The following is a 15,395-nucleotide window of genomic DNA, read 5'->3' as shown; positions in this document are numbered from 1 at the left end:
GCATTCTATCCTTGCAGCGACTGCTTATACCAATCGTATAACTTCTGCACACCGTCTTCAATTTCCACTTTGTGCGTCCAGCCCAAAGAGTGCAGCTTTGACACATCTATGAGTTTGCGTGGAGTTCCGTCGGGTTTGCTTTCATCCCACACAACGGTTCCCGTGAAGCCAACGGTTCGCACAATGAGTTCGGAGAGTTGGTTGATGGTCAGTTCCTTTCCCGTACCTATATTGATATGACAGTTGCGTATCTCACCAAGTGATGGAATAGCACCGCCACGCCCCTCGCTATTGTTGCGATTTACCTCACCGTCGGTCGCAGTACCGTAAAACACGCTCGAATATTTCTCAATGCCGATGATATCCTTAAAGTCTACATTGAGGAGGATGTGTACCGAAGCATCTGCCATATCCTCACTCCAAAGGAACTCTCGCAGTGGCGAACCTGTCCCCCAAAGTGTTACCTTGTTGTCTTCTATGCCATAAAACTTCAATGCTTGCAAGATTCGTTCTTTACTACACTCGCCGTCAACATTGTCTTTTCCTATCTGCTCTGCCAGAGCTTTTACAGGATTGATAGGACGCTTATTCATATCCACCCGAATGGCTTCCCAGTTATCCTCATGAATCAGTTTAGCCAAATATATCTTACGCATCATGGCAGGCATCACATGACTGTTCTCCAGGTGGAAGTTGTCATTGGGCCCATATAGATTGGTGGGCATCACCGCAATATAGTTCGTCCCATATTGCAGGTTATAGCTCTCGCACATCTTCAGTCCCGCAATCTTGGCAATAGCATATTCTTCGTTAGTGTACTCTAAAGGCGAGGTCAACAACACATCCTCCTTCATGGGCTGTGGTGCATTCTTTGGATAGATGCAGGTGGAACCCAAGAAGAGTAGTTTTTTCACACCATATTTATAAGCCGACGAAATCACGTTGCATTGCATCATCATGTTCTGCATGATGAAGTCGGCTCGGTACAGACTGTTCGCCATGATGCCTCCCACAAAGGCAGCGGCCAACACCGCCGCATCAGGACGTTCTTTCTTGAAAAAGTCATCAACGGCTTGCTGATTGGTTAAATCTAACTCACTATGGCTGCGCCCTATCAGTTGGCTGTACCCTCTTGCTTCAAGATTCTTCCAGATGGCAGAACCCACTAAGCCATGGTGCCCAGCGATATATATTTTAGATGTTTTTGATAATGCCATGATGAATGGATGGGGTTTGTTGATTTCCTAGGAACACTAGGAATCCTAGGAAATCTAGGTAATCTAGAAAGAAAAAAAGCTATTTTCCCTATTTTTTCACATTCTTCAAATCATACTCTGTCATTCGCTTGACCAGTTCTTCAAAGCTGGTTTGGCGGGGATTCCAGCCCAATTTCTCTTTTGCCTTTGTGGGATCACCAAGCAACTGCTCAACCTCCGCAGGACGGAAGTATTTGGGATCTACCTCCACAAGCACCTTGCCGGTAGCCTTGTCAATGCCCTTCTCGTTCATCCCTTTGTCTTTCCACTCAAGCTCGATGCCTGCATAATGGAATGCCAAGGTAGCAAAATCGCGCACACTATAATACTCTCCTGTAGCAATTACGAAGTCATCAGGCTGCTCTTGCTGCAACATCAACCACATGCACTGCACATAATCGGGTGCATACCCCCAGTCGCGACGGGCATCCAGGTTGCCAAGATACAGTTTATCTTGTAATCCATGTGCGATACGTGCTGCGGCCAACGTAATCTTTCGGGTCACAAAATTCTCGCCCCTCCGCTCACTTTCATGATTGAACAAAATGCCGTTGCAGCAATACATGCCATAACTTTCGCGATAATTCTTCATAATCCAAAAGCCATACAACTTGGCCACGGCGTAGGGCGACCGTGGATAAAATGGTGTTGTTTCCTTCTGTGGAACTTCTTGTACCTTGCCAAACAACTCTGACGTGCTGGCCTGATAGATGCGACAACTCTTTTCTAATCCGCAAATACGCACTGCTTCCAACAATCGAAGCACACCAATAGCATCGGTGTCGGCTGTGTATTCGGGCACGTCGAAACTCACTTTCACATGGCTCTGTGCCGCCAGATTGTATATTTCTGTAGGATGAATCTCGCCAATGATTCTAATCAATGACGAAGAGTCGGTCATATCGGCCCAATGCAGGTTCACCAACCGGTCTTTCTTCATATCGCGCACCCACTCGTCCAAATACAAGTGTTCGATGCGCCCCGTATTGAACGACGAACTGCGGCGCAGCAATCCGTGCACTTCATATCCTTTATCTATGAGGAATTCGGCTAAATAACTGCCGTCCTGCCCGGTGATACCGGTGATTAAAGCTATTTTTGAACTTGTCATTATTCTTATCTTAATCAAACATGCTCAGCACCTTGTCTACTATCGGTGCCATGTCGTAATATTTATATTCTGCCAAACGCCCACCGAAGATCACGTTTTCCTCCTTGTCAGCCAACGCCTTGTAGCGGGCATACAGTTCGCTGTTGCGACTGTCGTTCACGGGATAGTAGGATTCCATGCCGGGTGCCCACTCCGTAGAATATTCACGCGAGATGACAGTCTTGGGATTTTTATCCACATCCGGACCGAACATCTCGAAGTGCTTGTGCTCGATAATACGCGTGTAGGGCTCCTCAGCCTCCGTGTAGTTCACCACCGCATTACCCTGGTAGTTGGCCGTGTTGAGCACCTCGGTTTCGAAACGCACGGTGCGATACTCAAGGTTGCCCAGAGCATAGTCGAAATATTCATCGATTTTCCCGGTATATACAATCTTGTCGGCCACACCCTTCCACTTGTCCCGATCGACAAAGAAGTCAGTGTTCACCTGGGTCTCAACCCCATCCAACAGTCCGTCTATCAGCTTGTTATATCCTCCTATGGGAATGCCTTGATAGCGGTCGTTAAAATAGTTATTGTCAAAAACCAACCTCACAGGCAACCGCTTGATGATGAATGCGGGTAGTTCGGTACACTTTCTCCCCCACTGTTTCTCCGTATAGCCTTTGATGAGCCGTTCGTAGATGTCGCGACCGATGAGCACCAAGGCCTGCTCTTCCAAGTTGCGAGGCTCGTCAATGCCTTCGGCTTTCATCTTAGCCACAGCTTCGGCACGCTGCTCGTCAAGCTTAGCCTGCGCCTCTGCCGGCGTGGTGACTCCCCACATCTGATAAAACGTGTTCATGTTGAACGGCAGATTGTACAGCTGTCCCTTGTAATTGACCACCGGCGAATTGGTGTAGCGATTGAACTCCACGATGGAATTAACAAAATCCCACACCCGCTTGCTGTTCGTATGGAAGATGTGAGCGCCATACCGATGCACGTGAATGCCCTCCAGGTGTTCGCAATAAAGATTGCCGCCCAGGTGAGGCCGTTTGTCAATCACCAGACACTTTTTGCCTCGCAGGGTTGCCAGATGAGCAAACATACAACCAAAGAGACCTGCGCCAACAATGAGAAAATCATATTTTTGGGTACTCAAAGCCACAATATTCGTAAAAGGGGGGAAGGAGTGAGATAGGATGTATCATCGATTCTGCGCATGATACACACGCTCGACCGCAGGAATTCATCCTAAGTTCTCTATATCATGGATGAATAGGTACACACTGCTGAAAAAGGAATTGAATGCTCTGTAAAGCATAGAACGAAAAAGGATAAACCATCTTCTCCTCACCCATCCAGCTGACAGGCAAGCGCGCTTACTCTTCTCCGTTTCTCAACTCCACCGTAGGGCAACTGAATCACCCGCAGAGCACTCAAAACATAGCGTATCTAGTTCTGTGGGCAAAGTTAAATATTTTTCTTCAATACTGCAATTTTTACATCTATTATTATAGGCGCAAAAGTCAGAATACAGAAAACGTCGGTGCCAAGATTCAACATCAAAAACCCAGCCCGTTTGCATCATTTTCACAGCTCCATAGACCTCCTTTTCCAAACTCATTGACTTTAACCCCTAAACCCATTGACTTTAACCTCCAAACCCATTGACTTTACACGCCAAAGTCAATGACTTTGGAACGGTAGAAAAACAAGGAAAATACAGCAAAACAAAAAGAAAAAAAGTTCAAAATATTTGCTATCCTAACGAATTGTCCTATCTTTGTATCTCGAACTACAAATCCATCTCAAACAGATGCATCAAAAACAACTTACGAAAGAGAATCTACGAATCGTCTTCATGGGCACCCCGGAGTTTGCCGTAGGCTCGCTCCGCGCACTCGTGGAGGGAGATTACAACGTTGTGGCTGTGATCACACAACCCGACAAGCCCGTAGGTCGTCATCACGACACGCTGCAAGCGTCCGAGGTAAAGAAGTACGCCTTGGCGCAAGGGTTGCCCGTTTTGCAGCCTCAGAAGATGAAAGACCCCGCCTTTGTGGAGCAGTTGGCTGGCTATAAAGCCGACCTTCAGGTGGTTGTGGCCTTTCGCATGCTGCCCGAGGTGGTGTGGGCCATGCCCCCACTGGGTACCTTTAACGTGCACGCAGCACTCTTACCTCAGTATCGGGGAGCCGCACCCATCAACTGGGCTGTCATCAACGGCGAGACAACCACAGGTGTCACCACGTTCTTCCTGGACCATCAAATCGACACTGGGCGTATCATCCTGCAAAAAACGATGCCGATTCCCGACGATGCTGACGTAGAGTATGTCTACAATCATCTCATGGTACTGGGGGCACAGCTATGCCTTGAAACCATTGACCAATTGATTGAGAACGGCGGAGAAATTCCATCGACACCGCAAGAACACTATGCGGCGGACGAAGCCGAACTGCATCAGGCACCGAAAATCTTTAAGGAGACGTGCCAAATCAATTGGCATCAGCCGGCCAAACGCGTATACGATTTCATCCGCGGACTAAGTCCGTATCCGGCAGCATGGACCATCGCCACTGATGGCAACGGCAAACAGCAGACGCTGAAGATTTACAAATCAAGCAAAACCAACCTTGCGGCTGATGAGACACCGGGTACGATGTGGGTGGAAAACAAGAAACTGTATTTCGCAACCGAAGACAACTGGCTGGAAATCACTGAGCTGCAGATGGCGGGCAAGAAACGCATGAAGGCGAAAGACTTCCTGAATGGGTGGAGGGAATAAAAGCTATTAGGCCAATAAACCTAATTGGCCCAATTGGCCTTATTAGCCTAATTAGCCTAATTAGCCTAATAACCAGTAACCAGAGAATCTTAAAAACTTAAAAATCTCAAAAACTCACAAACTCAAAATGACCATACAAGAAGACATCAAGAACGCCATAGAGGTGATGAAACAGGGAGGCGTGATACTTTATCCCACCGATACCGTGTGGGGAATAGGTTGCGACGCAACCAATGCTGAAGCCGTGGCCAAAGTGTACAAAATCAAGAAGCGGGACGACTCGAAGGCACTCATCTGTCTGGTCGACTCCGATGCGCGGCTGCAACGCTATGTGAGGCAGGTACCCAATGTGGCTTGGGACTTGCTGGACGTGGCCGTGAAGCCAACGACCATCATCCTGGATGGTGCCATCAACCTGGCTCCCAACCTGATAGCAGAAGACGGAAGCATCGCCCTGCGCATTACCAAAGAACCCTTTTCGCACGAACTGTGCTACCGTTTTCAGAAGGCTTTGGTAAGTACCAGCGCCAATGTCAGCGGTGAACCGGCAGCAGCCAACTACTGCGACATCAGTCAGGAGATACTCGATGCGGTTGACTATGTGTGCCATTCGCGCAGACAGGAGCACAAACCCCACACGCCCAGCAGCATCATTAAGCTGGCAGAAGATGGAGAAGTAACCATCATCAGAAAATAAAACACACGCCCTTGACAGCTGTCGCCACGGCCACACCACACGCTTTTCACAAAACAGGCGACAACAGGATAAACGATGCAACTAACAACCTATATCAACAAGCTTCACAAGTGGAGACTGACACATCTGACCAATCGTCAGATGGCGACCATCCTGGCCTTTTTTATAGGTATCTTCGCCTCGGTAGCCGCTTATGTGTTGCACTTCATCATCAGACAGATTCAACATTTACTCACTGCCGGTTTCGATGCCACCACCTACAACTGGCTGTACCTGCTGTTTCCCGTTATCGGCATATACATCACGTCGCTCTTCGTGAGATATGTGGTGAAAGACAACATTTCGCACGGCATCACGCAGGTGCTGTATGCCATATCCACCAAGCAGTCAAGGCTGAAGGCGCACAACTGTTGGACATCGGTCATCTCATCGGCCATCACCATCGGCTTTGGCGGGTCGGTAGGTGCCGAGGCTCCCATCGTGCTGACGGGATCGGCGATAGGCAGTAACCTCGGACAGTTGTTCAAAATGGACAACAAAACGCTGATGTTGCTCGTGGGTTGTGGCGCATCCGCCGCCATCGCAGGCATCTTTAAAGCCCCGATAGCCGGCCTGGTGTTCACGCTGGAGGTGCTCATGGTAGACCTCAGCATGGCATCGCTGCTACCTATCCTCACCTCTACCGTCACGGCAACCGTCTTCACATACATCTTCGTGGGTAACCGCTCGCTGTTCGATTTCACACTCGACAGTGCTTGGAACATCGACCGCATACCGGCAAGTATCCTGCTGGGACTGTTCTGCGGCATGGTAAGTCTGTACTTCATCCGCATGATGAGCAAATGCGAAGGGGTGTTCGAACAGCTCAAAGACTACCCATTCGCCAAACTTTTCTTAGGAGCCATCCTGCTGAGTTCATTGATATTTTTCTTTCCTTCACTATATGGTGAGGGCTACAATTCGCTGAATATCTTGCTTAACGGAAACACGGAAGCCGATTGGAACGCTGTAATGAACAACTCGTTGTTCGCAGGCAGTTCGGGCTTGCTGGTCATCTACATCGCTTTAGTGCTGCTCACCAAAATTTTTGCCACATCGGCTACCAACGGAGCGGGTGGCGTAGGAGGAACCTTTGCGCCATCCCTGTTCGTCGGAGGGTTCGGCGGTTTTCTCTTTGCGCGTGTGTGGAACATGAATCAGGTGGGAACCTACATCCCCGAAAAGAACTTCACACTGCTGGGAATGGCCGGGGTGATGGCTGGGGTGATGCATGCCCCTTTGACCGGAGTGTTCCTCATTGCCGAACTTACGGGCGGCTATTCGCTGTTCTTACCGCTCATCATGGTGAGCATTGTGTCGGTGATGGTCATCAGCATCTTCGAGCCACACAGCATCTATGCCACGCGTCTGGCGCGCCAAGGCAGACTGCTCACCCATCATACAGATCGATCAATCCTAACGCTCATGAGCCTGGATAGCGTGATAGACCACGACTATACGACCGTAGACCTAGACATGCCGTTAGGGAAGTTGGTGAGTGTAATCAGCAGAAGTCACACCAGTTTCATCCCTGTCGTGAACACGGCAGGCATCTTACTGGGCATCATTGACATTAACAAGATTAGGCATGTGATGTTCAGAACCGAACTGTATCACCGCTTCACCGTGCAACAAATTTTAATACCCCCGAAAGCTACACTGGGCATTAAAGACTCCATGGAAGAGGTAATGGAGAAGTTTGACAAGACCAACGCCAACTATTTGCCGGTGGTTGACGTGGACGGAGAGCTTACTGGCTTTATAGAACGCACCCGACTGTATTCCATGTACCGCAAGACGGTGGCCGACTTCTCGGCAGAGTGATTGAAAATAAATGGCAAACACGAAAGCAGGAGGTTTCTCCGTGCCTCATGTTTGCCACATTTTTACAGCAGCGTAGCGCTGGTTATCCATGCCAGCGACGCTGAAAATGAAGGTTGCTTGTTAGGGTAACCCTATTTGTTTACCTTGACAATCTTTGTGGGTTGCTGCTCTTTGTTTCGTCTGTTGGTCACCGTGACCACCGCTTGTGCCAGGTTAAGAAAGGCCTGTCCCGTCATCGTATCAGTGTGAACAGCCGACGGTTCGCCACCATCACCGTTCTCACAGATGCTCTGCACGATGGGAATCTGCGCCAACAATGGCAGCTTCATCTCGTCTGCCAGCTGCTTACAGCCATCCTTTCCAAAAATGAAATATTTGTTCTCAGGCAGTTCAGCGGGTGTGAACCAAGCCATGTTTTCCACCAATCCGAGAATCGGCACGTTCACCTTGTCGTTCTGGTACATATCAATACCCTTCCTGGCATCAGCCAAAGCCACCTTCTGTGGCGTGCTCACGATGACCGATCCCGTGATGGCGAGCGTCTGGAGCAATGTTAAATGAATGTCACTTGTACCTGGTGGCGTGTCAAGGATGAAGTAATCCAGCTCACCCCAATCAGCATCAGCAATCAATTGCTTCAGCGCATTCGACGCCATGCTGCCTCGCCAGAGCGTTGCGGTCTGAGGATTGACAAAGAAACCCACACTCAACAACTTCACACCGTATTTCTCTATCGGCACAATGAGTTGTCTGCCCTCTTTCTCAATGGCATAAACTCGCTCGTTTTCCACGCCGAACATCTTGGGCATGGATGGACCGAAGATGTCAGCATCCAATAATCCCACCTTGTAACCCAGTTGCGCCAAGGCGATAGCCAGATTGGAAGAGATGGTCGACTTGCCCACTCCACCCTTGCCAGAGCTCACCGCAATGATGTTCTTCACTTGCGGAAGCAGCTTGTCGACCTCTGGTCTTGGTGCGGTCTTGAACTCGGTTTTAATGTTCACCTCAACCTCTTTTCCCACATGGAAATGGATGGCAGCCTCGGCAGCCTTGAGCGTTGACCGCAGAAAAGGATCGGTTTCGCGGGGAAATATCAAGGTAAACTCAACCTTCATCCCATCGATTCGGACGTCATCTGCCAGCATGTCGCTCTCAATGAGGTTCTTCTTGGTTCCGGGATACATCACCGTTGCCAATGCCTCAGTAATTAGTTTTGGATATAAAGTCATCTTCTCATGTTTTGTATTTAGCGTTGTCATCCCTTCTTTTTGAAGCGATTTTTTCAATTGATTGATTACAGGTTCATGCCCTTTCGATAAGTCATTGTTTTGCCAGGAGCCGACAACGATGGTGCAATGTCTTGCGGCTGTGTGGCCCATTTCTTATTCGGTTTGGTCGACATGACGAACTGTATGTGGGCTCCTTCTTTCAAGTCGGTCCATTTCAAGTAGGATTTAGTGTAGGGTTTCCCATTCAAAAACACCTTATTAACATACACTGCTTTCTTGCTCCAACCCTTGGTTGTGACCACAATCTTCTTTCCATTGCTCATCGTTAGCGTGACACCTGGCAAGGCAGGCGAACCTATATTGTAATATCCGCTTGAGGGTGCCACCGGATAGAAGCCCATACTGTTGAAAATGCACCATGCAGACATCTGCCCACAGTCGTCATTTCCCGAGAGAGAACCTGGCTCATCACCATAGAATCGGTCAACAACTTCCCTGACAATCTTCTGTCCTTTCCAACCTTCGCCCAAGTAATTGTACAGATAAGCCACATGATGACAAGGCTCATTGCCATGCCAATAAGCACCAATTCGTCCCTGAATGTCATGCGCACCGGGTATATCATCTGGCAAATCGTAGGTAAACAACGAATCCAAACGCTCACGGAACTTGTCTTTTCCCATGAGGTTCATCAGTCCTTGAACATCCTGTGGAACCGTCCAATGATACTGCACGGTGAAACCTTCGGTGATATCACCCCATCCATTGACCGACCCTGGTCCCTGATAAGCAATGGGTGAGAAAGGCGATCGCCATGCTCCACTGGCGTCTTTGCCACGCATATACTTGGTTTGGTGGTCGAAAAGATTCTGATAACTCAATGCCCTGTTCAGGAAATAGGTATATTCTCTGGTCTTTCCCAGCTTCTTTGCGGCCTGTGCAATGGCATAATCATCGAATGCATACTCCAGTGTTTTGGAAACAGATTCATTCTCTTTGTCGAATGGCACATAGCCTTTGGATCGATAGTCGGGCAATCCATCGTAGTTAGGGTTCATGGCTGTTCGCACCATCGCCTCGAAAGCTCGCTCGTAGTCGAACCCTTTCACCTCCTTGCAAATCATGTCTGCCAGCACCGCAGCTGCGTGATAGCCAATCATACACCAAGTTTCGTTACTGCCAAATGACCAAAATGGCAACATTTTCTCCACGCTCTTGTCATAATGAGCCAGCATCGAATTGGCGATATCGGCCTGAATGTCGTGATGAATCAGGTTCATCAAAGGGTGCCAGGCACGATAAGTATCCCAAAGAGAGAACTCGGTTCGGTTGGTAAACCCATGCGCCTGCTCGATGTTCTTGTCCAGACCGCTGTACCTACCATCAGCATCATCATACGTAAATGGGCATAATGCAGCATGATAAGCCGAGGTATAGAAGGTGCGTTTCTGTTGTTCACTGCCGGTAATCTCGTACTTTGACAGTTCTTTCTGCCACTTTTGTTCGGCCAACTGCTTAAGGCTATCGAAAGTATGGCCTTGCAATTCCTGCATATTCAGCTTGGCACCATCGGTCGAAGTGGATGAAATACTGGTCTTCACCGTTACCACAGCATCATCTTGTGTATTGTATGTTGCCGTGAACAGGATGTTGGGTCCCCACGCTTCACGATTACTTCTAAAACGACTCGTGTTGTAAATAACCGGCTTTTTATCTTGATAAATCATGAAATGACGGAACGGATGCGAGAATTCGGCTCTAAAATAGATGTGCCTCTCGGGTCCCCATCCCTTGACAAGTTTGTATCCTGTAATGGTATGATCGTCTTCAACGCGGATGTTCGACCACACACATTTCTGCCAAAGCGTATGGTTCAGATCGATTAGCACAAAGGCTGAATCGGTCTTCGGATAAGTAAATCGGAAAATACCACTACGTTCACCTGCCGTCATCTCAGCCTTGACACCATAATCTTTCAAGTTCACATAGTAATAACCCGGTGTCGCCTGCTCGTCATTATGTGAGAAACGACTGCGATAACCACTGTCCGGCGCTTCATCAGTACCTGGCTCAAGCCGTATTTTTCCCGTGCCTGGCATGAAGAGAAAGTCACCCATGTCGGGGATTCCCGTACCACTGAGGTGCGTCAATGAGAATCCTTGGATGGAGTTTCGGTTCCATTTATACCCCGAAGCGCAATCGTAAAAATGTTCATCCGTATCGGGACTGATTTGAATACCGCCGAAAGGAATCTGCGCACCAGGGTAAACATTGCCATAACCATCGGTGCCCACAAAAGGATTGACATAAGCGATGGCTGGCTTATCCATTTGCTTCGGTCGTTTTTGGGATGCACACACAGCCACACTCTGCATGGCCACGAACAGGGAAAGAATGATATATTTGATTTTCATTTCTGCCTACATATTTATTTCCTACCACCCTTCAACGGGCAGGAGATGGTGTTGATATCGATTTAATTGGATTTGATGTCACCGATGGCAACCTGATATTCGTGCCAAAGGGCGTCAATACCATACTTCTTGCCCAGTGCATATTTCACGGCACCGTCCCAAGACCATGGCACAACCTCCAGGGTTGAACGATTCATCTTACGAATAAAATCCTTATCCTTATGATCCTTCACCCAGTTCAGGAAGTAGCCCGTGGTGCGATAGCCATCCATATAATTTCCACCTTTCGGTCGATCTTGTTCACCATGGAATCCGCCATTGGCCACACGAACGGCATCGGCCATTCCCTCAATGAACGACCATACCACCTTATTATCACCGTAACCGCCAATGCCTTGCGGCTCTAATTGAAAAGCATGTGTCAACTCGTGCAGCAATACACCGCGCGTTTCAAAGAGAACCTTCGCCGTGTCATTGTTGGCAAACGAACGCTTGATGTGTCGTGTGCTATAGAAGATATCCACGAATCCATTCCCACCACCTTTGGCAGAAATTCCCTTATCGTCGCGAATGATATAGTGCAGACGCTTACAAGCGGGGATGCTGTCAGATGGTTTGAAATACAACGTGCGCATCACCGTAGCCGTCACCTGACGGATGTACGCATCGGGATTGGGGATGATGGCATGATAAATGCGCGATCCCTCGCTACCTTTGTCCTGATCTTCAAAATCTATTCTGCCCAAATGCGTGTTCCATTGGTCGTCTGTATAACGGGACACGCCTGCCATTTTCTTTGATATTCCACACGAGATGAGCAGCATTCCGCTCATCATAGCAGCCGCCATTACCCATACGTTCTTCTTCATAATCGTTTAGTTTCTTAATGCTGATTGATGTTGAACTTTAATTTCCATTGGTCATTGAATACGGCTTGTCCGTCTTTGCCAAACCTCTTTTCTTATTAGGTCTGCTCCCCATGTCAAATTCCAACACGCCTCCCTTCAGCAAGTCGGCATGAGTGATGTACAATTTGGTGTACGGTTTGCCATTCAGTCTTACCCGTTGAACATACCGATTGCGGTCGTTCACCTTAGGAGCCTTAACAATCAAGGTCTTACCCGTAGGCATCGTCACCTTCATATAGGGCAGGTAAGGAGCCCCCAGCACATATTCATCAGTCCCAGGGCATACAGGATAAAAGCCCATGGATGAGAAGATGTACCAAGCCGACATCTGTCCACAGTCGTCGTTGCCACCCAATCCGCGTACTTCGTTGCGATACATCTTGTTCATAATGGTGCGAAGCCATTCCTGTGTCTTCCAAGGTGCCGAGGTCCAGGCATACAGATAAGGAATGTGATGACTGGGCTCGTTGCCATGAACGTATCCCCCAACCAGACATTCTGCCGTCACATCCTCGTTGTGTTCGTAGTACTTGGCCGGCAAATCCATTGCAAACAAACGGTTGAGCTTTGCCAAGAATTGTTTTTCTCCGCCCAACTTGTTCATCAATCCATACACATCCTGTGGCGCATGGAATGAGAAATTCCACGAATTGCCTTCGATGAAGCCTTCGTTTGAGGTCTGATACGGATCCAAATCCTTCTTAAAAGAGCCATCCGCATAACGAGGACTGGCAAAACCAATCGTCGTGTCGAACGTGTTGCGATAGTACAAAGCACGTTTGGCATACTCGGCAGCGATGTCTTCTCGCCCTGCTTTCTTGGCTGCCGCATAGATGGTCCAGTCGTCATACGCATATTCCAGCGTGTTCGAGGCCGCCGTTGCGTCACGCTCGTAGGGTACATAGCCCATCTTCATGTATTCGCCAATGCCCGCAAAATAGTGACATGTAGCCGTAGAGATCATGGCCTTGAGAGCGGCATCATAGTCGATGTCGGCTCCTTTCACCATGGCATCAGCAAGAACGGATACTGCGTGATAACCCGTCATGCACCATCCTTCGTTGCCCATGAGGCTCCAAATGGGCAGCATCTTGTGCACACTCTGCTGCTGATGAGCCAACATAGACTTCACCATGTTGGTGTTTCGTTCTGGCTTCAGCAGGTTGAGCAGCGGATGCAGGGCGCGATAAGTATCCCAAAGCGAGAAAATGGTATAGTTGTCAAAGTCGTGAGCCATGTGAATGTTGCCGTCCAAACCACGGTATTGCCTATCCACATCCATGTAAACCGACGGGTTAATCATGGTATGGTAAAGCGACGTGTAAAGCATGGCCTTATGGTCTTCGGGCCCCTCACATTCGATGACATCCAGTTCGCGTTCCCATTGGTCGTGCGTTTCCTTGCTGATTTGCTCGAAAGTCTTACCCGCAGCCTCGGCACGAAGGTTCTTTAGTGCGCCCTCGGTACTCACTGCAGACAGGGCAACCTTGATTTCAAGAACCTGGGAAGCCTGGTTGTCGAAGTTGAAATAGGCCACCACATCCCTTCCCGCTATCTCCGGAAAGTTATGGTACAGGTCAAACTTTCGCCAGAATCCCACATATTTGGGACGTTTCATGTCACGATAGCCATAGCTCTTGATGGGCTTGCTCAGCGAAATGGCAAAATAAGTATAGTTGCACCGCGCCCATCCGTTGGTGAGTCTGTAACCCGTTATCAGCGTATCGTTCTCCACTCGCATGCTGCTCCACAACACCTTGCCGTCGTAGTTGTAGATACCATGCAACAAATCGAGTATGATGCGGCTGTCTGCTCCCTTTGGAAACGTGTAACGATGAACGCCCACTCGTGGAGTAGCGGTAAGCTGTGCCTTCACACCATAGTCATCCAACATCACTTCGTAATATCCGGCTGTGGCCTTTTCGTTGGCGTGTGAATAGCGCGACCGATAGCCATTCTCCGGATGAGTGGCCGTGCCGGGATTCAACTTCAGCGCCCCCGTCTGCGGCATAATCATCACGTCGCCTAAATCACTATGTCCCGTACCGCTCAAATGCGTATGACTGAATCCCACAATGGTAGGGTCATCATATTGATAACCAGCGCAGTAAGCATACACCTTACCTTGATATTTGCCATCAACATTATGCGGAATGGTATCAGTTTCGGGACTCAATTGAACCACACCAAAGGGCGCACAGGCACCTGGAAAGGTGTGTCCCATGCCGGCTGTGCCAATCATGGGGTTGACATACGATGTCAGCGAACGCTTGTTCTGCGCCTGCATGAGCAAGCTGCCAAGCATGAGAAGTGCCATCAACGGCAACACTGTTTTTTTCATCTGATTTAGTTTTTGATGGGTTTACTTACCAGTAGCCTTGCCACTGCGCTTGCTACGGTGGTAACTGCGATAGTCGTCGAGCGGTATTTCCACATCGGGATCTTCCAACTGGCCTTCATGCGGCAGCCGGAATTTGATGTACTTGATGTTCAATCCTCGCTCCATCCACATACTTTCATAATACGTCTGGATGGACAAGATGCGCCGGGTGGCCTCGTCAACGTCAGCGGTGTGATACAGGTCAGCTGTTTTTTGGAGCAATGGCAGCTGGTTTTTCTCCACCATGAGCGATGTGTAAGTGAACAAAAAGTTAGAGTCGGTTTTGAGATGCACCACCCCACCGTCCACCAAAAAACGGCGATAGCGGTTCATGAAAAAGGTGCTGGAGAGCCGTTTTCGGGCATTCTTCATCTGCGGATCAGAGAAAGTGAGCCATATTTCCCGCACCTCATCCGGAGCAAAAAAACGGTCAATCATCTCAATGTTCGTGCGCAGAAAAGCCACATTGTCCAACCCTTCGGTTAAAGCCTGTTTGGCACCGGTCCACATGCGCGCACCCTTGATGTCCACACCGATGAAGTTCACGTCGGGGAAAAGTCTGGCAAGCCCCACAGTATACTCACCCTTACCACATCCCAGCTCCAGCACAATGGGATGGTTGTTCTTGAAATAATCGTCGCACCAGTGACCTTTCATATCGAAAGGAACGTTCTCAAGTATAGAAAAGGGATATTGAAAGACATTTTTGAATGTCTCCATTTCAGCAAATTTCTCTAATTTTCCTTTGCCCATAAAGTGTT

General features: G+C 48.8%; 11 protein-coding genes. 3 read left to right on the top strand and 8 right to left on the bottom strand.

What is annotated here, in order from left to right:
• Positions 1-5 precede the first annotated feature (5 nt).
• The 3 genes from HMPREF0650_RS07950 to glf form a co-directional block, all read right to left on the bottom strand.
• A complete protein-coding gene (locus HMPREF0650_RS07950; protein ID WP_004349844.1) occupies positions 6-1,217 on the bottom strand; it encodes a GDP-L-fucose synthase family protein in 1,212 nt (403 codons plus the stop codon).
• 88 nt (positions 1,218-1,305) lie between these two features.
• A complete protein-coding gene (gmd, locus tag HMPREF0650_RS07945; RefSeq protein WP_004349843.1) occupies positions 1,306-2,367 on the bottom strand; it encodes a GDP-mannose 4,6-dehydratase in 1,062 nt (353 codons plus the stop codon).
• 10 nt (positions 2,368-2,377) lie between these two features.
• Positions 2,378-3,517, bottom strand: coding sequence for a UDP-galactopyranose mutase (glf, locus tag HMPREF0650_RS07940; protein ID WP_004349841.1), 1,140 nt, complete (start codon positions 3,515-3,517; stop codon positions 2,378-2,380).
• A gap of 651 nt (positions 3,518-4,168) precedes the next feature.
• Between glf and fmt the strand changes: the two genes are divergently transcribed.
• From fmt to HMPREF0650_RS07925, 3 genes are all read left to right on the top strand, one after another.
• Complete coding sequence (gene fmt / locus HMPREF0650_RS07935) at positions 4,169-5,140, top strand: methionyl-tRNA formyltransferase (protein ID WP_004349839.1); 972 nt, start codon at positions 4,169-4,171, stop codon at positions 5,138-5,140.
• Between the two features lie 127 nt (positions 5,141-5,267).
• Positions 5,268-5,837, top strand: a complete 570-nt coding sequence (locus HMPREF0650_RS07930) for an L-threonylcarbamoyladenylate synthase (RefSeq protein WP_004349838.1) — start codon at positions 5,268-5,270, stop codon at positions 5,835-5,837.
• 75 nt (positions 5,838-5,912) lie between these two features.
• Entirely contained in the window at positions 5,913-7,700 is a 1,788-nt protein-coding gene (locus tag HMPREF0650_RS07925) for a chloride channel protein (RefSeq protein ID WP_004349837.1), read from the top strand.
• Positions 7,701-7,831: 131 nt separating this feature from the next.
• On the opposite strand, the gene HMPREF0650_RS07920 is transcribed toward HMPREF0650_RS07925, so the two are convergent.
• From HMPREF0650_RS07920 to trmB, 5 genes are all read right to left on the bottom strand, one after another.
• On the bottom strand, positions 7,832-8,932 hold the full coding sequence (locus HMPREF0650_RS07920; RefSeq protein ID WP_040562916.1) for an Mrp/NBP35 family ATP-binding protein: 1,101 nt from the start codon (positions 8,930-8,932) through the stop codon (positions 7,832-7,834).
• A 65-nt stretch (positions 8,933-8,997) separates the two neighbouring features.
• On the bottom strand, positions 8,998-11,346 hold the full coding sequence (locus tag HMPREF0650_RS07915) for a GH92 family glycosyl hydrolase (protein WP_004349835.1): 2,349 nt from the start codon (positions 11,344-11,346) through the stop codon (positions 8,998-9,000).
• Between the two features lie 62 nt (positions 11,347-11,408).
• On the bottom strand, positions 11,409-12,215 hold the full coding sequence (locus HMPREF0650_RS07910) for a basic secretory protein-like protein (RefSeq protein ID WP_004349834.1): 807 nt from the start codon (positions 12,213-12,215) through the stop codon (positions 11,409-11,411).
• 37 nt (positions 12,216-12,252) lie between these two features.
• Entirely contained in the window at positions 12,253-14,595 is a 2,343-nt protein-coding gene (locus HMPREF0650_RS07905; RefSeq protein ID WP_004349833.1) for a GH92 family glycosyl hydrolase, read from the bottom strand.
• 21 nt (positions 14,596-14,616) lie between these two features.
• Positions 14,617-15,387: a tRNA (guanosine(46)-N7)-methyltransferase TrmB gene (gene trmB / locus HMPREF0650_RS07900; protein ID WP_004349831.1), complete on the bottom strand. Its 771-nt coding sequence runs from the start codon at positions 15,385-15,387 to the stop codon at positions 14,617-14,619.
• Between the last annotated feature and the right edge of the window lie 8 nt (positions 15,388-15,395).

The sequence above is a fragment of the Hoylesella buccalis ATCC 35310 genome (genome assembly GCF_000177075.1).
In the GTDB taxonomy this organism is placed as follows: Bacteria; Bacteroidota; Bacteroidia; order Bacteroidales; family Bacteroidaceae; genus Prevotella; species Prevotella buccalis.
Note: the sequence above shows the minus strand (reverse complement) of the source record. Positions and strands in the feature narration are given on the sequence as shown.